Annotated in this window: 21 protein-coding genes; 11 read left to right on the top strand and 10 right to left on the bottom strand. The window is 67.3% G+C overall.

What is annotated here, in order from left to right; translation table 11 throughout:
• The first annotated feature begins 121 nt into the window (after window positions 1-121).
• Together FO044_RS12015 and FO044_RS12010 are read left to right on the top strand one after the other, a co-directional pair.
• Window positions 122-1321 (top strand): NAD(P)/FAD-dependent oxidoreductase, encoded by a 1200-nt coding sequence (locus FO044_RS12015; protein WP_132992095.1) that lies wholly within the window; start codon window positions 122-124, stop codon window positions 1319-1321.
• Window positions 1322-1356: 35 nt separating this feature from the next.
• Window positions 1357-2058 carry a DNA alkylation repair protein gene (locus FO044_RS12010; RefSeq protein ID WP_132993321.1) on the top strand — a complete coding sequence of 234 codons (702 nt, stop codon included), beginning with the start codon at window positions 1357-1359 and terminating at the stop codon, window positions 2056-2058.
• 7 nt (window positions 2059-2065) lie between these two features.
• On the opposite strand, the gene FO044_RS12005 is transcribed toward FO044_RS12010, so the two are convergent.
• The 3 genes from FO044_RS12005 to mftR form a co-directional block, all read right to left on the bottom strand.
• Window positions 2066-2464, bottom strand: a complete 399-nt coding sequence (locus FO044_RS12005) for a DoxX family protein (protein WP_143965726.1) — start codon at window positions 2462-2464, stop codon at window positions 2066-2068.
• 97 nt (window positions 2465-2561) lie between these two features.
• The gene (locus FO044_RS12000; protein ID WP_143965725.1) at window positions 2562-3620 is read right to left on the bottom strand and encodes a ferredoxin--NADP reductase; all 1059 of its coding nucleotides are present in this window, start codon (window positions 3618-3620) and stop codon (window positions 2562-2564) included.
• Between the two features lie 94 nt (window positions 3621-3714).
• Complete coding sequence (mftR, locus tag FO044_RS11995) at window positions 3715-4362, bottom strand: mycofactocin system transcriptional regulator (protein ID WP_143965724.1); 648 nt, start codon at window positions 4360-4362, stop codon at window positions 3715-3717.
• A gap of 143 nt (window positions 4363-4505) precedes the next feature.
• Here mftR and mftA point away from each other — a divergent pair, with 143 nt between their 5' ends.
• From mftA to FO044_RS11970, 5 genes are all read left to right on the top strand, one after another.
• Window positions 4506-4598, top strand: a complete 93-nt coding sequence (gene mftA, locus FO044_RS11990; RefSeq protein WP_132992091.1) for a mycofactocin precursor MftA — start codon at window positions 4506-4508, stop codon at window positions 4596-4598.
• Window positions 4598-4963 (top strand): mycofactocin biosynthesis chaperone MftB, encoded by a 366-nt coding sequence (gene mftB, locus FO044_RS11985; protein ID WP_132992090.1) that lies wholly within the window; start codon window positions 4598-4600, stop codon window positions 4961-4963. The genes mftA and mftB overlap by 1 nt, the downstream gene beginning before the upstream one ends.
• A 4-nt stretch (window positions 4964-4967) precedes the next feature.
• Entirely contained in the window at window positions 4968-6230 is a 1263-nt protein-coding gene (gene mftC / locus FO044_RS11980; protein WP_132992089.1) for a mycofactocin radical SAM maturase, read from the top strand.
• A gap of 672 nt (window positions 6231-6902) precedes the next feature.
• On the top strand, window positions 6903-8120 hold the full coding sequence (gene mftD / locus FO044_RS11975) for a pre-mycofactocin synthase MftD (RefSeq protein WP_132992088.1): 1218 nt from the start codon (window positions 6903-6905) through the stop codon (window positions 8118-8120).
• Between the two features lie 183 nt (window positions 8121-8303).
• Window positions 8304-9104 carry a mycofactocin-coupled SDR family oxidoreductase gene (locus tag FO044_RS11970; protein ID WP_143965723.1) on the top strand — a complete coding sequence of 267 codons (801 nt, stop codon included), beginning with the start codon at window positions 8304-8306 and terminating at the stop codon, window positions 9102-9104.
• 120 nt (window positions 9105-9224) lie between these two features.
• Here the strand turns inward: FO044_RS11970 and FO044_RS11965 are convergent, their stop codons facing one another.
• Window positions 9225-9551 (bottom strand): nuclear transport factor 2 family protein, encoded by a 327-nt coding sequence (locus tag FO044_RS11965; RefSeq protein ID WP_143965722.1) that lies wholly within the window; start codon window positions 9549-9551, stop codon window positions 9225-9227.
• Between the two features lie 31 nt (window positions 9552-9582).
• On the bottom strand, window positions 9583-10338 hold the full coding sequence (locus FO044_RS11960) for an SDR family oxidoreductase (RefSeq protein WP_143965721.1): 756 nt from the start codon (window positions 10336-10338) through the stop codon (window positions 9583-9585).
• A 65-nt stretch (window positions 10339-10403) separates the two neighbouring features.
• Here FO044_RS11960 and FO044_RS11955 point away from each other — a divergent pair, with 65 nt between their 5' ends.
• On the top strand, window positions 10404-11099 hold the full coding sequence (locus tag FO044_RS11955) for a TetR/AcrR family transcriptional regulator (RefSeq protein ID WP_143965720.1): 696 nt from the start codon (window positions 10404-10406) through the stop codon (window positions 11097-11099).
• A gap of 63 nt (window positions 11100-11162) precedes the next feature.
• On the opposite strand, the gene FO044_RS11950 is transcribed toward FO044_RS11955, so the two are convergent.
• A complete protein-coding gene (locus FO044_RS11950) occupies window positions 11163-12278 on the bottom strand; it encodes a CaiB/BaiF CoA transferase family protein (protein WP_143965719.1) in 1116 nt (371 codons plus the stop codon).
• 162 nt (window positions 12279-12440) lie between these two features.
• Here FO044_RS11950 and mftE point away from each other — a divergent pair, with 162 nt between their 5' ends.
• The 3 genes from mftE to mftG are packed head-to-tail and all read left to right on the top strand — an operon-like array spanning window position 12441 to window position 15852.
• Window positions 12441-13160: a mycofactocin biosynthesis peptidyl-dipeptidase MftE gene (mftE, locus tag FO044_RS11945; protein WP_143965718.1), complete on the top strand. Its 720-nt coding sequence runs from the start codon at window positions 12441-12443 to the stop codon at window positions 13158-13160.
• On the top strand, window positions 13157-14581 hold the full coding sequence (gene mftF / locus FO044_RS11940) for a mycofactocin biosynthesis glycosyltransferase MftF (protein WP_186290544.1): 1425 nt from the start codon (window positions 13157-13159) through the stop codon (window positions 14579-14581). Before mftE ends, mftF begins: the two co-directional genes overlap by 4 nt.
• Before the next feature lie 11 nt (window positions 14582-14592).
• Entirely contained in the window at window positions 14593-15852 is a 1260-nt protein-coding gene (mftG, locus tag FO044_RS11935; protein WP_143965717.1) for a mycofactocin system GMC family oxidoreductase MftG, read from the top strand.
• 128 nt (window positions 15853-15980) lie between these two features.
• Here mftG and FO044_RS11930 read toward each other — a convergent pair whose 3' ends face one another.
• The 4 genes from FO044_RS11930 to FO044_RS11915 all read right to left on the bottom strand — a co-directional run bounded on the left by FO044_RS11930 (window position 15981) and on the right by FO044_RS11915 (window position 18940).
• Window positions 15981-16730: a vitamin K epoxide reductase family protein gene (locus tag FO044_RS11930; RefSeq protein ID WP_132992079.1), complete on the bottom strand. Its 750-nt coding sequence runs from the start codon at window positions 16728-16730 to the stop codon at window positions 15981-15983.
• 9 nt (window positions 16731-16739) lie between these two features.
• Window positions 16740-17486 (bottom strand): DsbA family protein, encoded by a 747-nt coding sequence (locus tag FO044_RS11925; protein ID WP_132992078.1) that lies wholly within the window; start codon window positions 17484-17486, stop codon window positions 16740-16742.
• 149 nt (window positions 17487-17635) lie between these two features.
• On the bottom strand, window positions 17636-18394 hold the full coding sequence (locus tag FO044_RS11920; protein WP_132992077.1) for a DsbA family protein: 759 nt from the start codon (window positions 18392-18394) through the stop codon (window positions 17636-17638).
• 30 nt (window positions 18395-18424) lie between these two features.
• A complete protein-coding gene (locus FO044_RS11915) occupies window positions 18425-18940 on the bottom strand; it encodes a hotdog fold domain-containing protein (protein WP_132992076.1) in 516 nt (171 codons plus the stop codon).
• Window positions 18941-19023 lie beyond the last annotated feature (83 nt).

Genomic DNA, 19023 nt, shown 5'->3' with positions numbered 1-19023 from the left:
CGCCCGGGAGATGCCTCCATGGAAGAGTCCGACATGGAAGGCGTTGCGCAGTAGACGTCTGCGGCCCCGACGAGCTCGAGCCGGTGTGCGGCGCAGCGAATCCGATAGAGAAGGTGAATTGATGAACGACCCCATCGTGATCGTGGGTGCCGGCCTCGGCGGAGTGCGCCTGGCCGAGAGTGTGCGCGGCGCAGGTTTCGAGGGCGGAGTCATCCTGCTCGGTGCCGAGGACCATCCGCCGTACGACCACCCGCCGCTGTCGAAGGAAGTGGTGACCGGTCAGAGTGAGCGCGTCGACCTCAAGCCCGCGGAGTTCTACGCCGAGAAGAACATCGATCTGCGGACCGGGTCCAGAGTGGTCGCGGTCGATCCCGACTCGCACACGGTGAGCGTCGAACGTGACGGCGAACGTCGCGACGTCGCTTACGGAACTCTCGTTCTGGCGACTGGTCTGGCGGCCAGACGATTCCCCGGCGTGGCCGACGAGGTCACGGGGGTGCACGTCATCCGCACCATCGAGGATGCGCTGGCGGTACGCGCTGCAGCCGGGAAGGCGTCCCGTGCCGCCGTCATCGGCGCGGGCTTCATCGGCTGCGAGGTGGCCGCGAGTCTCCGCAAGCTGGAGGTTCCGGTGACCTTGATCGAGCCCGCTCCGACACCGCTCGCCGCCGCGGTGGGCGAGACGATCGGCGAACTGATCACCCGGTTGCACCGCGAGGCCGATGTCGATGTGCGCACGGGTGTCGGCGTCGACCGGATCGTCGCCGACGACGGTGCGGTCACCTCAGTCGAGTTGGCGGACGGTTCGTCGGTGGACGCCGACCTGGTGGTTGTCGGCATCGGCGGCTATCCCGAACTCGACTACCTGGAGGGGTCGGGGATCGAGATCGCTCCGCGGGAGAGCGGCGGCGGCATCGCCTGCAACTCCTCCGGCCGCACCGACATCCCGGACGTGTACGCCCTCGGCGACTGCGCCAACTGGTCCGACGCGGACGGCGACCGCCACCGCGTCGAGCACTGGACCCATACCGTGGATCAGGCGGCGCTCGTTGCCGCGGAGATCGTCGGCCACGAGATAACGCACCAGAGCGTCCCGTACTTCTGGAGCGACCAGTACGGACTGAAGATCCAGATGCTGGGTTCGCCGAACCCGGCCGACGACGTGCACGTCGTGGACGACGACGGACGCAAGTTCCTCGCTTACTACAGCCGCGACGGCATCCTGACCGGTGTGGTCGGTGCAGGCCGGGTCGGGAAGCTGATGAAGGCGCGGCAGCATCTGCTGACTCCGACGCCGATCTCCGCCCTTCTCGACGGGTGATCCGCTTCGACGCGGACTCCTCTGCTGCAGAGGTGATCGCGGCGGTCGTCGAACTGGGCGACGAGGAGAAGGCTGTCGCTGCGCGACGCTTCTTCAAGACCGGTCCCGGTCAGTACGGGGAAGGCGACCGGTTCGTCGGTGTTCGGGTGCCGGAGTTGCGCACGCTCGCGAAGGAGTTGCGCGGGCTGCCCGATGCGGTGATCACCGAACTGCTGGCAAGTGAGATCCACGAGGTCCGCCTGCTGGCGTTGCTGACAACGACGGTGAACTTCCGTGCGCGCGGTGCGGACCGCGCGGCGTGGGTCGCGCTGTACCGGAATGCGGTGCGCGCCGGGCGCGTCGACAACTGGGACCTGGTCGACTCCTCGGCCGCCCCGATTCTCGGTGCCTGGCTGCAGTCGCAGGACAGCTACGCCGAGCTGCTGGAGTGGGCGGCGTCCGACGACCTGTGGGAACGCCGCGTCGGCATCATCGGCACGTTCGCGTTCACGCGCGCCGGGCGCACCGACGCGATCCTCGCGGTTGCGCCGCTCGTCGTAGCCGACCATCGTGACCTGATCCAGAAAGCGTTCGGCTGGATGCTCCGGGAGATGGGCAAGCGGGTGAGCCAGGAGGCGCTCGAGCGGTATCTGGAAGTGCACTCAGGGGAGATGGGCCGTACGGCCCTCTCCTACGCAGTCGAACGCATGTCGGCCGAGCAGAAGACGCACTATCGCGGGATCCCGCGGGTCCGGTGAGCGCGGACTACGCGGAGGTCTGAGCCTCGCCGACGGTGGCGCGAGCGCCGCGCCGGACGCGCAGTGCGAGCCAGATCAGCGGAATCTGCAGCGGCAGCCGGGCCCAGGCGATCGACTTCATGAGCGGACTCTCGTCCACCCACAGTCGCACCATGTTGACGTTCGCCGGGAACACGGCGATGAACAGCAGTGCGGCGAGTCCGGAGGCGGTGCGACGGGTGCGCGGGAAGAGGACGGCCACACCCAGGCCGACTTCGGCCGCGCCGGACGCGTAGGTCAGCTGGCGCTTATCGAGCGGGATCTCCTCGGGGACGATCTCGTCGAACGGCTTCGGAATGATGAAGTGCAGGAATCCGGGGACCAGAAGGATCGCCGACAAGATGCGGGAGAGCCGCTCGTTGATCATGGCTTCGAGTGTATGACCGGGTGCCGCTGCAAGACCAACGCCGTATGGCCACCGCCGCGTTCACCGTCGCCGCATTACCAACCGGACGCCGGCAGCGTCAGAACTCGATCTGCAGCTTGTCGGACGTCGGACGCGCCTGGCACCCGAGGATGTAGCCGTCCTCGATGTCGTCGGGGTCCAGTGCGCCGGTCACCGCCATGTCGACGGTGCCCTCGACGAGAGTGCACGCGCACGAACCGCATTCGCCCTCCTTGCAGGAGTACGGGGCGTCCAGTCCGGCGGCGAGCATGACGTCGACGAGGGTCCGGGATCGCGGCCAGGACAGCTCGTGGGTCTCGCCGTCGAGCTCCACCTCGACCTGTGCCGCGGCGGCGGCTTCCTCGTCGCTGACCTCCTCGAGCTCGACGTCCTCGAAGGGGTCGCCGGAGAGTGAGCTGTAGTGCTCGGTGTGCACGTTGTGGTGCTCGAACTTCGCCTTCGCCAGGCCTGCGTGCACGGCGTCCATGAACGGGCCCGGTCCGCAGATGTACGCCGAGTGCGTGCGTGCCATCGGCGCGAACAGCGTTGCGAGCTTCTTCTCGGACGGGAGGCCCTGGACCGATTCGAGCCAGTGGATCACGCTCAGCCGACCAGGATGCCGGTCCTGCAGTGCGCGCAGCTCGGCGGCGAAGATCACGTCGTTCTCGCTGCGGTTGGCGTAGAAGAACGTGATCGGACCGGTGCCGGTGGCGAGGGCGGTCTTGAGGATCGACATCACCGGGGTCACGCCCGATCCGGCCGCGATCAGCAGCATCGGGGCGTGGATGTTGTCCGGAGTGAAGACGCCGGACGGCGGAAGTGCCTCCACCTGAACACCCGAGGCGAGGTTGTCGCAGATCCAGTTGGATCCGTAGCCCTCCACCGTGCGCTTGACGGTGACCTGCGGTCGGTCGTCGTGCTTGGGCGCCGACGACAGCGAGTAGCAGCGGGCCACGGACCCGGTGCGGTCACTGGGGATGCGCAGAGTGAGGAACTGTCCCGGCAGATAATCGGCGAACTTATCGGAGTGCACGCCGGGAACGTCGAAGACGATGGTGCGAGCGTCGGCGGTCTCGTCGATCACCTCGGCGACCGTGAGGATCGCGCTACGCGTGCTGTGCGGGGTCAGTTCGGTCATGTACGTGGCCTTTTCGCCTCTCGCCTGGATCAGCCAGGCAAACTAGAACGTGTTCTAACACAGAATATCAGCGGTTGCGCCGACTGCGAACCTGTCACTCCCGATGAGTGGGTCGGTGGTCGGTGCCTGGAGCTGATCCGACGGGAGTGTCGACGCCTCCGACGAGGAGGGCGCCGCCGGCTTCGAGCAGCTCCGCGAGGTCGGATCCGGGGTCCTTCAGCCATTGATCGTAAGCCGCCAAGGCAGTCCCCAGCGTGATCCAGGCGATGGTCTGAGGGAGGTGGTCACCGGGCTCGGTGTTCAGGCGCTGCGCGCAGTGCTCGGCGATCACCTGGCGCCAGTCGGCGTACATCAGCATCGAGTGCGCCTGCAGAGCGGGCACCGTCAAGAGCAGGGACATCCGGCCGCGGTGCTGCTCGACGATGTCGTCGGGAACCTCGTTGAACCTGACGAGCGCATTGCGCAGGCTCTCGCCCAGGGGGACGTCGTCCGGGGTGTCTGCCAGCAGGCTCCGCAGGCCCTGCAGGTGGTCGTCGAACTCGCCCCACGCGAGCGAGTTCTTCGACGGGTAGTACCGGAACAGCGTCCGGCGCGCGATTCCGGCGGCGGCTGCGATGTCGTCGACGCTCGTCTCGTCGAACCCGCGGGTGGTGAACAAGTCGATGGCGATCGAACTCAACCGGCCGCGCGTGGTGGCCGCGGGGCGGCCGCCCAGGGGGCCGGAGCGTCCGGCTTGCGTCATCGGTCTCGCCTTCTTTTCGGCCGTCGTTGCTGGTCGCTGATAGTACGCCGAACTGATTTCGGCCAACCCCTGGTGATTGTGCACTCAGTGCCATTACAGTGTGAGTCGAACCACAAAAGAATCTGATTCAGGAGGTTGGTTCCATGGCCGAACAGGCAGCCCAGACTCACGACGAGCTCGTCGCCGAGTCGCTGGTGGAAGAAGTGTCCATCGACGGGATGTGCGGCGTCTACTGATGACAACCGCATCGACCATCGCTTCCGGCGGCCGGACGGCCGCCGGAAGCGACCCCGCATCCCCAGTCCCCGAACCCGCAGGTCCGGTCTTCGACCCGGCCGCCGCGTGGGTTCTCAACCCCAAGGTGGCGTTGCGCCCGGAGCCGTTCGGTGCCCTGCTCTACCACTTCGGAACGCGCAAGCTGTCGTTCCTCAAGAACCTCACCGTCGTCGGGCTCGTTCAGAAACTCGCCGACCATGCCAGTGCCGACGACGCGATCGCGGCCGAAGGCATCGCCGACGGTGACCGACCGATGTACCTGCAGGCGCTCACCGCGCTCTGCGTGTCGGGAATGATCATCCCGGCCCCGGCAACCCAGGAGTGACCCCGTGACCACCGTGGAATCCCCGGCCGCACTCGGCCTGCCGTCGACCACCCCGCCTCTCGATCTGCCCGCCACACCGGCGACGCCGAAGGTCGGACGCCTCGTCGACCAGTTCGAGAAGGGCCTCGACGCCCCCATCTGTCTCACCTGGGAGCTCACGTACGCGTGCAACCTCTCATGTGTGCACTGCCTGTCGAGCTCGGGCAAGCGCGACCCGCGTGAGCTGAGCACCGAGCAGTGCAAGGAGATCATCGACGAACTGCAGCGCATGCAGGTGTTCTACGTGAACATCGGCGGCGGCGAGCCGACGGTGCGCCCGGACTTCTGGGAGCTCGTCGACTATGCGACCAGCCATCAGGTGGGTGTCAAGTTCTCGACCAACGGTCTGCGGATCACGCCCGAGATCGCCGACCGCCTCGCCGCGTCCGACTACGTCGACGTGCAGATCTCGCTCGACGGTGCCACCGCCGAAGTCAACGATCACGTGCGCGGGCCGGGCTCGTTCGACATGGCCGTTCGCGCGCTCGAGAACCTGGCGAACGCCGGGTTCCGCGACGCCAAGATCAGCGTTGTCATGACGCGTGAGAACGTCAGCCAGCTGGACGATTTCAAGGCGCTCGCCGACAAGTACGGCGCCACCCTGCGCATCACGCGACTGCGCCCGTCCGGCCGCGGCGCCGACGTGTGGGACGACCTGCATCCGCTGCCCGAGCAGCAGAAGGAGCTCTACGAGTGGCTCGTCGCGCACGGCGACCGCGTGCTCACCGGCGACTCGTTCTTCCACCTCTCGGCGTTCGACAACAGCGGCAACGGCGGCGGGCTGCCCGGCCTGAATCTGTGCGGTGCCGGCCGTGTCGTGTGCCTGATCGATCCGATCGGCGACGTGTACGCGTGCCCGTTCGCGATCCACGAGAACTTCCTCGCAGGCAACGTGACGTCGGACGGTGGATTCCAGGAGATCTGGCAGCGCAGCGACCTGTTCACCGAACTGCGCGAGCCGCAGAGTGCGGGCGCGTGCACCAAGTGCCAGCACTTCGACTCGTGCCGCGGCGGTTGCATGGCGGCCAAGTTCTTCACCGGACTGCCGCTCGACGGCCCCGACCCGGAGTGCGTGCAGGGCTTCGGCGAGGAACTGCTCGCAGGGGATCGGTCCAAGCCGACGGCCAATAAGGATCATTCGCGCGGCGTACCGCTCACGCTGATGACCCGCCCGCCGTCGCGCGACTGCGACGAGAACCCCCTCGCCGGCTTCGCGCCGCAGAACTGAGTCCGCGGCGATCGACTCGCTGCTCTCGCCGGGCTCGCTGGTCTCGTCTCGGTGGTCGACCGACTGCGTCTTCTCGATGGTTGAGTGAGCGCGTCTTCTCGGTGGTCGACCGACTGCGTCCTCTCGTTGGTTGAGCGAGCGTAGCGAGTCGAAACCGCGGTGATGATCGAGTTCGGGTTTCGACTCGCATCCTCGGCTGGCGCCTCGGTTGCGGCTCAACCGTCGAGGAGTCCGTCGAGCGAGTGGACGCCCCTCTCGCTGGTTGAGCGAGTGAATGTCCTCTCGCGTTGGTCGGGCGACCGCGTCCTCTCGTTGGTTGAGCGAGCGTAGCGAGTCGAAACCGCGGTGATGATCGAGTTCGGGGTTTCGACTCGCATCCTCGGCTGGCGCCTCGGTTGCGGCTCAACCATCGAGGGGTCCGTCGAGCAAGCGGACGGCCCCCGCTCGTTGCTTGAGCAAGCGGACGCCCCCGTTGGTCGAACGAGCGGCCGTCGCCGTCTCGCTGGTCGAGCGAGCAGCCGTCGCCCTCTCGTTGGTCGAACGAGCGGACGCCCTCTCGCTGGTCGAACGAGCAGCCGTCGCCCTCTCGCTGGTTGAGCGAGCGCAGCGAGTCGAAACCCAATCCGTATCCACATCCACACCACCCAAATCCCCTTCAAGAAAGAACACATCATGTCCAAGCTGTCCGAACTCGCCGAGCAGAATCCGTGGCGCCGTAACCCTTGGTTCGAGACCGTTCTCGAGGCCCAGCGTCGTGCGAAGAAGCGTCTGCCGAAATCCGTCTACTCGTCGCTCATCGCCGGAACTCAGGCCGGCATCACGCTGAACGACAATGTCGAGGCGTACCGGGAGATCGGCTTCGCGCCGCACGTGGTCGGTACGACGCCCGAGCGCAAGCTCGAGACCCGGGTGATGGGTCAGGACATCTCGTTCCCGGTGATGATCTCGCCGACCGGTGTGCAGGCCGTCGACCCGGACGGTGAGGTCGCGGTCTCGCGCGCCGCCGCCGCTCGGGGGACGGCGATGGGCCTGTCGAGTTTCGCGAGCAAGCCGGTCGAAGAGGTCACGGCCGTCAACGACAAGATCTTCTTCCAGGCCTACTGGCTCGGTGATCGCGAGGAGATCCTGCGTCGTGCCGAGCGCGCTCGCGAGGCCGGGGCCAAGGGTCTGATCGTCACCACCGACTGGGTGTTCAACATCGGTCGCGACTGGGGCAGCCCCGACATTCCGGAGCAGGTCGACCTCAAGGCACTCGCCAAGTTGGCGCCGGAGATCGCCGTCCGCCCGCGGTACGCGCTCGACTGGATCCGTGATGGCAAGGTCGAGATCCCGGACCTGACGGCACCCAACCTGGTCGACAAGGGTGAGCAGGGGCCGACGTTCTTCGGTGCGTACGGCCAGTGGATGAACACCCCGCCGCCCACGTGGGAGGACCTGAAGTGGCTGCGTGAGCACTGGGGCGGCGAGTTCATGGTCAAGGGCATCACCCGGCTCGACGACGCCAAGCGCGCTGTCGACATCGGGGCCACCGCTATCTCGGTCTCGAACCACGGCGGCAACAACCTCGACGGCACCCCGGCAACGATCCGCGTGCTCGGCCCGATCGCCGACGCCGTCGGCAACGATCTCGACGTTCTCCTCGACGGCGGTATCCGACGCGGCAGTGACGTCGTCAAGGCGCTCGCGCTCGGTGCGAAGGCCGTGATGATCGGCCGCGCCTACCTCTGGGGTCTGGCCGCCAACGGACAGGCGGGCGTCGAGAACGTGCTCGACCTGCTGCGCATGGGCGTCGACTCCTCCCTCATGGGTCTCGGCAAGGACGACATCCACGACCTGTCGCGCGACGACCTCCTGATCCCGGAGGGCTTCGAGCGCAGCTTCGGCGGCTGATCTCCGCGTGGAATTCCCCGCTCAGCGGTGTCAGTCCGCTATACGCGTTTCCGGCGCTGAGCGGGGAATTCTGCGCACGGGTCCGGACGTACCGGAGGTGTTCTGCGGGCGGTCGCCGTTCGGCTTCACTAGAACGTGTTACAGTTCGGCGACTTCACATGTGATTCAGAGAGGCGTTCGTCAATGGGGCAGTTCGACGGTCAGGTCGTTTACATCACGGGTATCGCACGAGGTCAGGGGCGCAACCATGCGCTGCGCTTTGCCGCCGAGGGTGCGTCGATCATCGGGATGGACATCGCCGGACCGGTCGCGGGCCACATGACGTACCCGCCGACCTCGGCCGATGATCTCACCGAGACCGTGCGCCTCGTCGAAGAGGCAGGCGGCAAGATTCTTGCGCGCCAGGGCGACACCCGCGACCTCGCGTTTCAGCAGCAGCTCGTCGAGGACGGCGTAGAGCAGTTCGGCCGACTCGATCACGTGGTCGCCAACGCGGGGATACTCACGTGGGGTCTCAGCTGGGAGCTCACCGAGGAGCAGTTCACCGACGTGGTCGACGTGAACCTCGTCGGTACCTGGAAGACCCTGAAGGCGACGATCCCGGCGATGCTCGAGGCGGACAACGGCGGCACGATCACCATCATCTCGTCGGTGGCCGGACTGAAGGCGATGCCCGCGCAGGCGTCGTACTCGGCGTCCAAGTTCGGTCTGCGCGGACTCGCACAGACCGCAGCGAAGGAGCTCGGCGCAAAGAAGATCCGCGTCAACACCGTGCATCCGTATGCGGTCGACACTCCGATGGGGCTCGAGGACACCGAGGCGATGAAGGCGTTCCAGACCTTCGGTCAGCACTTCCCTTCCATGCTCGACCACTACCCGGTCGCCAGCCTCGACGATCTGTCCGACGCCGTCTTCTACCTGACGACCGCCAAGTCGGTCACCGGCGCCGAGTTCCAGATCGACATGGGGCACTCCAAGGTCTGAGCGCGCTGCATGCGGTTCGCGCCTCGCTGTCGACGCGCGCCCGCACCACGCTACCGCTCAACGAATGGTGGGCCGCCCGGATCTCCGGGCGGCCCACCGTCATTCGTCAGTCAGCCTGCATCAGCCGCCGCTTATCGTCATCGACTGGATCTTGTCGCCGTCGACGACGAACACGAATGTCGAGAGTCCGTTGGCGTGGGTGCTGCGCCAGTCGGCCACCACGGTGACGGTGTCGCCGTCGGCGGTCACCTCCTGAACGTCCATGGTTCCGGTGGCTCCGATGAACTCCTTGTCGCTCCAGGCTTTGATCGCGGCACGGTCGCCGAATACGCGACCCCAATCGTCGACGAAGCCGTTATCGGTGAACGCATCGAGAAACCCCTGCTCGTCGTGCTTGTTGACGGTATCGATGAATCCGGCGATCGGTGCCGGGATGGATTCGGTCATGATCTGCTGCTCCTTGTCTCGTCAGAGGTTCTCAGCGGGTGGTGTATCCGCCGTTGGCGAAGATGGTCTGACCGGTGATCCACCACCCGTCGGTGGCCAGGAAGTCGACGATCGGTGCGATGTCCTCGATCTTGGTCAGTTGGTTGTGCATCGCCTGCGACTTGTGGAACTCGACGCGCTCCGGTGTCTCCTGGGGGTAGAAGAACGGGGTGTCCATCGGGCCGGGCGCGATGGCGGTCACCGAGATCCCCCGGTCCGCGTATTCCTTGGCGGCCGCGTGGGTGAAGTGCTCGACGGGGCTCTTGCCGCCGGCGTAGGTGGAATAGCCGTCGGTGAAGGCGGCCAGGAGAGACGTCACGATCGTGATGATCTTGCCGTTGTCGTTCACCGTGCGTCCCGCTTCTTTGATGAAGAAGTAGGCGGCCTTCGAGTTCACGTCGAACATCTCGTCGTACTCGGTCTCGGTGGTGTCGGCGATCGGCTTCCGCAGTACCTTGCCGACAGTGTTGACGGCGATGTCGAGACCGCCGAGTGCTGCCTTCGCGTCATCGAAGACCCTGGTCACGGTGTCGGGGTCGGTCAGGTCGCCGGTGAGTACGACGCCGTCTCGGCCTGCAGCCTCGACGGCGGCGAGGGTGTCTTCGGCGTCGGCGCGGGATGACTCGCTGTTGTAGTGGATCGCCACATCCGCGCCGGCCTGGGCCGCACGGCGCGTGATGAGTCCGCCGAGGTTCTTCCCGCCGCCTGCGACGATCAGCTTGCGTCCCTCGAGGGGGTAGTTCGTCATGCTCTGCCTCCGTATATCGTTGCTACGTTGTCGCCATATCGACGATACATGGCTACTGTAGCGGAATGACAGAATCTGGTCGAGGCGATACACGCAGCCGCCTACTCGAGGCGGCTGCGGAACTGATCGCAGCGGCTCCCGGGGAGGACTTCTCGCTGCGTGAGGTGTGCGACCGCGTGGGTGTGCGGATGCCGACGCTGTATCACTTCTTCGGCAACAAGCAGGGGCTGGTCGACGCAGTGGTCGAACGCGGCTTCGAGCTGTACCTCGCGCTCAAGTCCGACCACGAGTCGACCGGCGACCCGATCCAGGACATCAGCGACGGCTGGGACGCGCATGTGCGGTTCGGGCTGGAGAATCCGGGCTACTACACGCTCATGTACGGGAAGGTCCGCCCGGGCTATTCGCCTGCGGCGCACGCGGAGCCGACCCGCATGCTGCGCGCGCTCACCGAGTCCGCCGCATCAGCCGGCCGGCTGGTCGTCGACGCTGAGCAGGCTGCAGCGCACATCCTCGCGACGAACATCGGGGTCACGTTGCGCCTGATCATCCTCGCTCAGCAAGATCCAGAGCTGTCGGCGAACGTGCGGGACGCGGTCATCGCCGGCATCACCGGCGCCCCGAGCGGTGACTCGCAGGGGTCCATTCGCGACGAGATACTGCGCGTCTCACGTTTCGCCGCGAGTCGGCCGGGCGTGCTGGGCGCCGCCGAGACCGCGATGTTGACCGAATGGCTGCGCCGTCTGGCGCACGACGCCTGATCTAGCACGCGAACGGCGTCCGACCCGCAGGGTCGGACGCCGTCGGGGCTAGCGTGTGTCGCTTCAGTCCTGCCACACCGTCGCCGGGTCGGTGGCCGTGCGTGCCGGGCCGGCGGGCGTCTCGGTGGCCGACCGGGAGAAGCGCGGCGCGACCTGAGCCTGCTTGACGCCGTCGATGTCGACGAGGGTGCCGCGGGCGGCGAGGTGCGGGTCGTCGGGTGCCTCGGTGAAGTCGAGGATCGGCGACGTGCACGCGTTGGTGCCGTCGAAGATCGCGGCCCACTCGTCACGCGTCTTGGTCTTGAACGTGTCGATGAAGATCTGCTTCAGCTCAGGCCATTTGGAGAAGTCGTTCTGGTGGGGGAGCGACTCCGGATCCACACCGAGTCCCTCGATGAGCTCGGCGTAGAACTGCGGCTCGATCGCGCCCACCGACATCCACTTGCCGTCCGAGGTCTCGTAGACCTCGTAGTACGGAGCACCGGTGTCGAGGAGGTTCACGCCGCGGCGGTCCTGCCACAGTCCGGTGCCGCGAAAGGCCCACATCATCTGGCCGAGGACGGACGCGCCGTCGACCATGGCGGCATCGATCACGTCGCCCTTGCCGGAGACGCTCCGCTCGACGAGCGCCGCGAGCACGCCCATGACGAGGAACATGGACCCGCCACCGAAGTCGCCGACCAGGTTGAGCGGCGGCGTCGGCTTCTCGTCGGTGCGGCCGATCGCGTGGAGCATGCCGGTGAGCGAGATGTAGTTCATGTCGTGGCCGGCGAGATTCGCGCGCGGCCCCTCCTGCCCCCACCCGGTCATGCGGCCGTAGACGAGTCCCTCGTTGACCTGTGCGAGATCGTCGGGGCCGAACCCGAGGCGCTCCATGACGCCGGGGCGGAACCCTTCGAGGATCACGTCGGCCTTGGCGACCAGGTTGAGGATGGTCTCCCGGTCGGACGGGTTCTTCAGGTTCGCCTCGACGACGCGCCTGCCGCGCAGGAGGGCGTCGGCGTTCCGGTTCGGATCCGGCAGGTCGCCGGGGCGCTGCACGCGGATCACGTCGGCCCCCAGGTCGGCCAGGAGCATCGCCGCATGGGGGCCGGGGCCGATGCCCGCGAACTCGATGACCCGGATGTCGGCGAGCGGTCCGGAGCGTCCGGATGGGGCGCGATCGGTAGTTGAAGTCATGGGAGAAACCTTCCGAATCTGGTGTGTGCCGAATCACCTACTGCCACTCAGCATTACATATGCCTCAGGGGTTCGGTCCCCGGGCACGCGGTGGGAGCGCTGTGGCAGATCGGCCCGATCCAGGGCATGACTACCGTCGTTCACGTGGGTAGGGTGATGCGAATGACACCGGCGCTCGAGTTGGCGTCCCATGCGTGGCACGACCTGGTCGACAGGCAACTGACCATCGTCGTCCCGGTCGGGGCAGTCGAACAGCATGGACCGCATCTGCCGTTGAGCACCGACGGCACGATCGCCGGTGAACTCGCCGCACGAGCGACTGCGCTGGCTGCCGATTCCCCGAACCTCGACGTACTTCGCGCCCCGCTGATCGCGTACGGCGCATCCGGTGAGCACGAGGGATTTCCGGGCACGGTGTCGATCGGTGCCGAGGTGATGGAACAGCTGATCGTCGAATACGGGCGCAGCGCCTGCCAGTGGGCGTCGCGCATAGCGTTCGTCAACGGTCATGGCGGCAACGCCGTCGCCATCGCGGCGGCGGTGCGGCTGCTCCGCTACGAGGGTCGTGACGCCGCGTGGTGGCCGTGCGTGTTCCCCGGCGCCGACGCGCATGCCGGCGACGCCGAGACATCGGTGATGCTGTCGGCTGCGCGCGGAACCGTGCGCACCGACCGCGCCGAAGCCGGAGTGACCGCTCCCGTCGCGTCGCTCATGGACGACCTGCGCGCCGGCGGAGTGGCCGCGGTCAGTTCCAACGGCGTCCTCGGTGACCCGACGACCGCTGACGCGGAACGCGGCGCCCGGATGATCGACGATCGTGCGCGCTCGCTCGCGGCGTCGCTGAGTTCGTGGAGCGTCGGGGACGACGGGAGGCTCGCGTGAGCCGTCGTGCCCCAGTGGTCGGTCCGGCGTCGACGACGCTGCCGGTTGGCTTTCAGGTGCAGATCGATCAGCGTTGCGCCCACGACGGCAACCTGCGTCATCTCGTCGGGGGTTCCCCGCTGCGCGTGATGAAGATGTCAGATCCAGCACTCGGCATGACGTCCGACGACGGCCGGATCGCCGTTCACGACGCAGGCACTCAACTCCTCGCGCGCCGGCTGCTCGATTCCGGGATCGCTCACCCTCGGCCCATGTCCGGACCGGCGGCAGGCGAGGTGACGATCGTCGTCCCGGTCCACGACAATCAGGCAGGCGTCGACCGCCTCCTCGGCGCGCTGGACCCCGGTGGGGCGAGTGTCGTCGTCGTCGACGACGCATCCCGCGACCCGATCACCGTGCCGGACGGAGTGACGCTCATCCGGTTCGAGGAGAACCGCGGTCCGGCCGCCGCCCGCAACGCGGGGGTGGCCGCGTCGGAGAGCGAGTTCGTCGCCTTCCTCGACTCCGACACGGTCCCGGTGGGCGACTGGTTGACGATGCTTCTCGGGCACTTCGCCGACCCGACGGTGGCCCTCGTGGCGCCGCGCATCGTCGGACTGACCGATTCGACGGACGTCTCGGTCGCCGCCGAGTACGCGAACCGGTTCTCGTCGCTCGACATGGGTCCGCGGGAGGCGCTGGTGGCACCCGGCAGCCCGCTCGCCTATGTGCCGAGTGCGGCGATGGTGGTGCGGCGCAGCGGCTTCCTCGGGTTCGACGAGTCGTTGCGCGTCGCCGAGGACGTCGACCTGTGCTGGCGGACGCACGGCCAGGGTTGGCGGATCCGGTACGACCCGATCGCCACTGTCGGTCACGAGCATCGGGACTCGCTGAAGGCGATGCTGAACCGCCGCCGGTTCTACGGAACGGGCGCTGCGGAACTCGCCAGCCGACACGGTGCGCTCGCCGCTCCGGTCGTGTCGAGCGCCCCGCTCGCAGTCGCCGTCATCTCGCTGCTGACCCGAAGCCGGGTGGGAGCGGCCCTCGCGGCACTGATCGCCGTGTACGTGTTCCGACGGACCAACCGGCTCGTCGGCACGGTTCCGCGCGGCCGCGTGATCGCGGCGCAGAGTACGGCCCGGGCATTCGGATTCGGGCTGTTGCAGGCGGGCGCTGCGGTCCTGCGCCATTACTGGCCGCTGTCGGTGATCGCGTTCGCGGTGAGCGGCCGGTTCCGGCGTTGGTTCGCAGCGGTCGCCGTCGCCGAGGCGTTGGCGATGTGGGTGCGCAACCAGATGCTCGATCCCGAAGCGCCTGTGATGAGCCCGCTCCACTACGCGCTGTTCCGGCGTCTCGACGACCTCGCGTACGGCACCGGGCTCTGGCAGGGCGTGGTCTCCCGCCGCGACGTCGGGGCACTGCGCCCGGTCATCTCTCGCTGATCGGCGCCGACATGACCGATGGGCTGCGCCCGGACGTGCTGATCGTCGGAGCCGGTTCGGCGGGCTGCGTCCTGGCCGAACGGCTCACACGCGATGACTCCCGCACGGTCCTGCTGATCGACCGCGGTCCGTCCGGACCGTTCGAGACCGAGCTGACGCGACTGCCGATAGCGGCGTCGTCGCGGGCGGTCGTGGTCCCGGAACGACGTGGTCGGCCGGTGGTGCGGGGAAGCGGGTTCGGTGGGTCGTCGGCGATCAACGGCGGGTACTTCCTGCGTGGGCACCGCACCGACTACCGCGGGTGGCCGTGGCCGCAGCAGGAGATCGACGCCGCTTTCGACGAGGTGGACGGCGGCTCGGCAGGTAGCGGCTCGATGCACGTGAGCGCGTTCGGCGACGACGAGCTCGGCGACGTCGCGCGCGCTGTCGAGACCTGGCACGGCAGCTCGCTGGTGGCGGGCCCGTACCCGGGTCCGGGGCTGGTCCGGGTCCGTGGCAATCGTGAGCGCGGCCGGCGCTGGACAACCGCGCATCTGCTCGCTGCGGTCGGTGACCGTCCCAATCTCCGACGATTGAGTTCGGTGCAGGCAGAGTCGTTGGTCGTGTCCGGCGGCCGGGTGACGGGCGTCGTCGCATCGTCGGGGGAGCGGATCGATGCCGGTGAGGTGGTCCTGTGCGCGGGCACGCTCGGGACCGCGCGGCTCGTCGCGCCGCTCCTCGGCGACCTGCCGGTTTACGAGCACCCGGAGCGGATCGTGCGGTTCACTCCGCGACGTCCACCGTCTGCGCCCGCGCTGCTCCAGACCGTCGTGCATACCGCTGAGGGCCTGGAGGTCCGACCGTACGGCGCCGACTTCGCGGCCTTCACCGCCGACCCGATCAGCAACGACGGCGCTGTGCCCATCGGTGTCGCCGACATGATGGGCACCACCGGGCTGCTCGGCGCGGACGGGACCGTCGATCTCGGCGCTCCGGACGAGGACTCTGCGGCCCGACTGGCAACGGGGGTCGAGATGGTGGTCGACATGCTCGCCTCGCACGCCTTCGCCGACCTGGTCGCGCCGGGATCGGTGCGCGTCGATCCGGTCATCGGGATGTCCCAGCACGCATGGGGAAGCCTCCCCGCAGGTCATGCGGTGGACACGACGGGCAGTGTGGACGGCGTGCCGGGTCTGCGCGTCGTGGATGCGTCGATCCTGCCCGGTCCGCTGCACAGCGGACCGCACGAGACCGTGGTGATGCTCGCGACGTTGATCGGCGAACGGATGTGAGCGGCCGCGAATGCGGAGATGCTGCGGAGGCGTTGCGGAAAACGGCCTGAATAAGAGCAGCAGAGGGAAGATTGCCCTCGGACCGCGATATTCAGGCCGTTCTCATCCGCACTTCGCGCGCGATGGCCTCAGAACAGCGTGCTCCAGTAGTCCCAGAACTTCACGCCGATCAGCAGGATGACGATCGCGTACCAGACGGGGAGCAGGACGCCCGTCCATTCGCGGAGCGAACGGCCCAACTTGCTGTCGGGCAGGGAGCGGGAGAGTGCGAGTACCAGGATGAGCGGAGTGATCGTCCAGACGACCATGCAGTACGGGCACAGGGCGCCGATGCGGTAAATGCTCTGGAAGATCAGGTAGTGCACGAACACCCAGCCGAGTGCTGTGCCGAGCGTGAGTCCGATCCAGTACCAGCGAGGCAGGCGCACCCGGCCGATGGTCAGTACCGCAGTGGTGATGACCAGGGCGAACGCGGGCAGACCGAGGATCGGGTTCGGGAACCCGAAGAACCGTCCCTGCTCGGTCACCATCACCGAACCGCACGAGATGATCGGGTTGAAATTGCAGGAGAGCGACGCCTCGGGATCGATGAGCAGCTCGATGCGCTCGATCGTCAGCATCGCCGAGGCGATGAGTCCCAGGATGCCGGCGACGAGCAGAGCCCATCCGAGTACCGGCGACGCGGGACGCAGCCTGGTCAGCGCGTGACCGCCGTCCGGCACCGCCGAGTCGGTGCGCGGAACGGCGACGTCTGCAGCGGAAGCGTCGTCGGCGGGAGGACTGCTCGAAGCATCGCTCACAGTGTCAGACGATCCGGCGAAAGTACCCTTGGCTGCACCGTCGCCGACCGGTTCGTCGTTCGCGGGGGTAGCTGCCATCGGAGGTTCTTACTTCGCGGCCGCGTTGACGGTCTGGACCAACTGGTCCGGGCTCATGCCCTGAGTGTCGAGGGTCTCGCCGTTGAGCTGGAGCCACGGTGTGCCCTTGAATCCCTCGTCGCTGAGGATCTTCTGGCTCTGCTCATCCACCCAGTCACCGAACTGGTTGTTGTTGATGCAGTCCTGGACGCCGTTGGCGCCCGCTTCCTTGGCGAGTGAGTTCATCTTGTCGTTGCCGAGTCCGGCGCTGCCCTCAGCCCGCTGGTTCGCGTACATCGCGTCGTGGAAGCGCTTCCAGATGGAACGGTCGCCGTTCTTGCCGACCGATTCGGCGACGCACAAGGAGGCGTTCATCGAATCCGCGGAGTACGAGTTACCGAAGTTGCGGTCGAGGAATGCGACGGTCCGGTAGTCGACGGCGACGTTCGGATTCTTCTCCAGTTCGTCGATCGCCTGGCCGTACTGCTCCTCGAACTGCTTGCACGCCGGGCACTGGAAGTCCTCGACGATCGTCAGCGTCGCCTTGGGCTCGGTGCCCGCCGGTGCCGCAGTCATCCGAATGGATCCGTTCTCGGTGACGACGCTCGGTGCTCCCGCGCCGCCGGTCGTCGAGTCCTCGTCGTTCTTCCAGACGACGGCGAGGATGACGAGCGCAGCGACGACGATCAGCGCTACTGCGGCGGCGATCTTCCAGATCAGCGAACGGCGCTTCTCGGCCTTGCGCGGGTCGACGACGGTCCGGCGGTTCTGTGTCACGGATTCAGTCCTCACGTGTCGGGCGGCGCCAGCCTGTGGGTGCAAGCGCGTCGGAGCATACTCGGGAGCAACACTACTGGTCTCACCCTGAGAACTTCATGACAGTCGACGGAGAAGTGAGTGAAGACTGCGAGATAGACGGCTGCCGATCAACCGCGCTTGGCTTTCTCCACCGCGTCTGTCAGGTCCGACGCGCTGGCGACGGTCACTTGTTCCCCGTTGACGAGGACTGTCGGAGTGCCCTCGAACTCGGCATCTCCGAGGGTGCGTTCGGTGGTCGCCTTCACCTCGTCGGCCCGGTCTTCGCCGCTGATGCAGTTCTGCGCGTCACCCGCGCCTGCTTCTTCGGCGAACGCCGCGAGCTCGGAGTCCGGAAGGCCTGGGCCACCCTCGTCAGGCTGGCCGTCGAAGGCGAGTTGCTGGAACTTGCGCCACGTGGTGACACGGTCTGCCTGGTCGGTCTCCCGATGCCAGACGCAGTAGGACGCGTTGGCTGCGCGCGAGGAGTAACGGTCGTCCGACATCCGGTCGAGAAATGCGATCATCCGGTACTCGAGGGCGACGTCGGGGTCGTCGGCGAGGTCCGCGACGTCGGATCCGATCACGGACTCGAAGCGTTTGCAGGCCGGGCACGCGAGGTCTTCGATCGCGGTGACCGTCACCTTCGGGGCCGCCTTCTCCGGCGTGATCCGGAACGCCCCGTCGGATCCGACCGGTGCGGTGGCGCCCGACGTCGAGGGAGATGAAGGGGTCGAGGAAGTGGACCACGGCGCGGCCCCGGCCTCCCGGACGGCGTCGCCGTCGACGGAGCAAGCACCGAGGGCGATGACGCCGATCGCCGCAGAGCCGAGACCGAGGAGTCGTGCGGCGTGGCTGGTCCGTCGACCGGTCTTCGCGGGGGATCTCATGCGCAGATCGTAAATGGTGGGCGCGCCGGCTCAGGCCGACGGCTTCGGCGTCACCCAGGTGGTGATGTCGCAGTGCACCACCTCGGTGCCCTCGGTGTCGACGATGCGGATCGAGACGACGACGTCGGTGCCTGCGGTGAGGGTCGCGAGTTCGATCGGTTCCGCGAACTCCGCGTGTGCGGTGAGCCTGGTCTCCGCCTTGGCGAGGTATTGGCTGGTCATGCCCTTGGGGAGCCAGCGGTGGGTGGTGGGGACTGACGCCTCCATGAGCATGCCCATCGCAGTCTCGGCGAGATTGCAGGCGGCGATCGCATGGAACGTCCCGATGTGGTTGTGAACGCCGAACCATTTCGGGGCCGTCACCTGGCAGTAGCCGGGCTCCATCTCGGTGACCACGGGAAGGATCGTGCCGAAGTAGGGGACCCGCGCAACCATGCCGAGGGAGAACAGCACGTCGCCGAGCCGGTTGTCGGGCAGGCGCTTGCGGAGGGCGTAGGTGGCGCTGAGCGGCGCGTCCGGCGTCGCGCTGTTCTTCTCTGCGTTCATGGGTCGATGGTATCGACGGGCCGTCGGGGCCTCACCGTGCGGCGGTCATTGGTCGCCGAGGTCTGGGTGCGCCGGGCTGTGCA

This window comes from Gordonia zhaorongruii (genome assembly GCF_007559005.1).
GTDB classification, from domain to species: Bacteria; Actinomycetota; Actinomycetes; order Mycobacteriales; family Mycobacteriaceae; genus Gordonia; species Gordonia zhaorongruii.
This window is presented reverse-complemented; position numbering and strand designations above follow the sequence as displayed.

Coding starts and splice junctions, on each gene's coding strand:
- FO044_RS12015 (WP_132992095.1), top strand. CDS start 122: ATGAACGACCCCATCGTGATCGTGGGTGCCGGCCTCGGCGGAGTGCGC.
- FO044_RS12005 (WP_143965726.1), bottom strand. CDS start 2,464: ATGATCAACGAGCGGCTCTCCCGCATCTTGTCGGCGATCCTTCTGGTC.
- FO044_RS12000 (WP_143965725.1), bottom strand. CDS start 3,620: ATGACCGAACTGACCCCGCACAGCACGCGTAGCGCGATCCTCACGGTC.
- mftR (WP_143965724.1), bottom strand. CDS start 4,362: ATGACGCAAGCCGGACGCTCCGGCCCCCTGGGCGGCCGCCCCGCGGCC.
- mftA (WP_132992091.1), top strand. CDS start 4,506: ATGGCCGAACAGGCAGCCCAGACTCACGACGAGCTCGTCGCCGAGTCG.
- mftB (WP_132992090.1), top strand. CDS start 4,598: ATGACAACCGCATCGACCATCGCTTCCGGCGGCCGGACGGCCGCCGGA.
- mftD (WP_132992088.1), top strand. CDS start 6,903: ATGTCCAAGCTGTCCGAACTCGCCGAGCAGAATCCGTGGCGCCGTAAC.
- FO044_RS11970 (WP_143965723.1), top strand. CDS start 8,304: ATGGGGCAGTTCGACGGTCAGGTCGTTTACATCACGGGTATCGCACGA.
- FO044_RS11965 (WP_143965722.1), bottom strand. CDS start 9,551: ATGACCGAATCCATCCCGGCACCGATCGCCGGATTCATCGATACCGTC.
- FO044_RS11960 (WP_143965721.1), bottom strand. CDS start 10,338: ATGACGAACTACCCCCTCGAGGGACGCAAGCTGATCGTCGCAGGCGGC.
- FO044_RS11955 (WP_143965720.1), top strand. CDS start 10,404: ATGACAGAATCTGGTCGAGGCGATACACGCAGCCGCCTACTCGAGGCG.
- FO044_RS11950 (WP_143965719.1), bottom strand. CDS start 12,278: ATGACTTCAACTACCGATCGCGCCCCATCCGGACGCTCCGGACCGCTC.
- mftE (WP_143965718.1), top strand. CDS start 12,441: ATGACACCGGCGCTCGAGTTGGCGTCCCATGCGTGGCACGACCTGGTC.
- mftG (WP_143965717.1), top strand. CDS start 14,593: ATGACCGATGGGCTGCGCCCGGACGTGCTGATCGTCGGAGCCGGTTCG.
- FO044_RS11930 (WP_132992079.1), bottom strand. CDS start 16,730: ATGGCAGCTACCCCCGCGAACGACGAACCGGTCGGCGACGGTGCAGCC.
- FO044_RS11920 (WP_132992077.1), bottom strand. CDS start 18,394: ATGAGATCCCCCGCGAAGACCGGTCGACGGACCAGCCACGCCGCACGA.
- FO044_RS11915 (WP_132992076.1), bottom strand. CDS start 18,940: ATGAACGCAGAGAAGAACAGCGCGACGCCGGACGCGCCGCTCAGCGCC.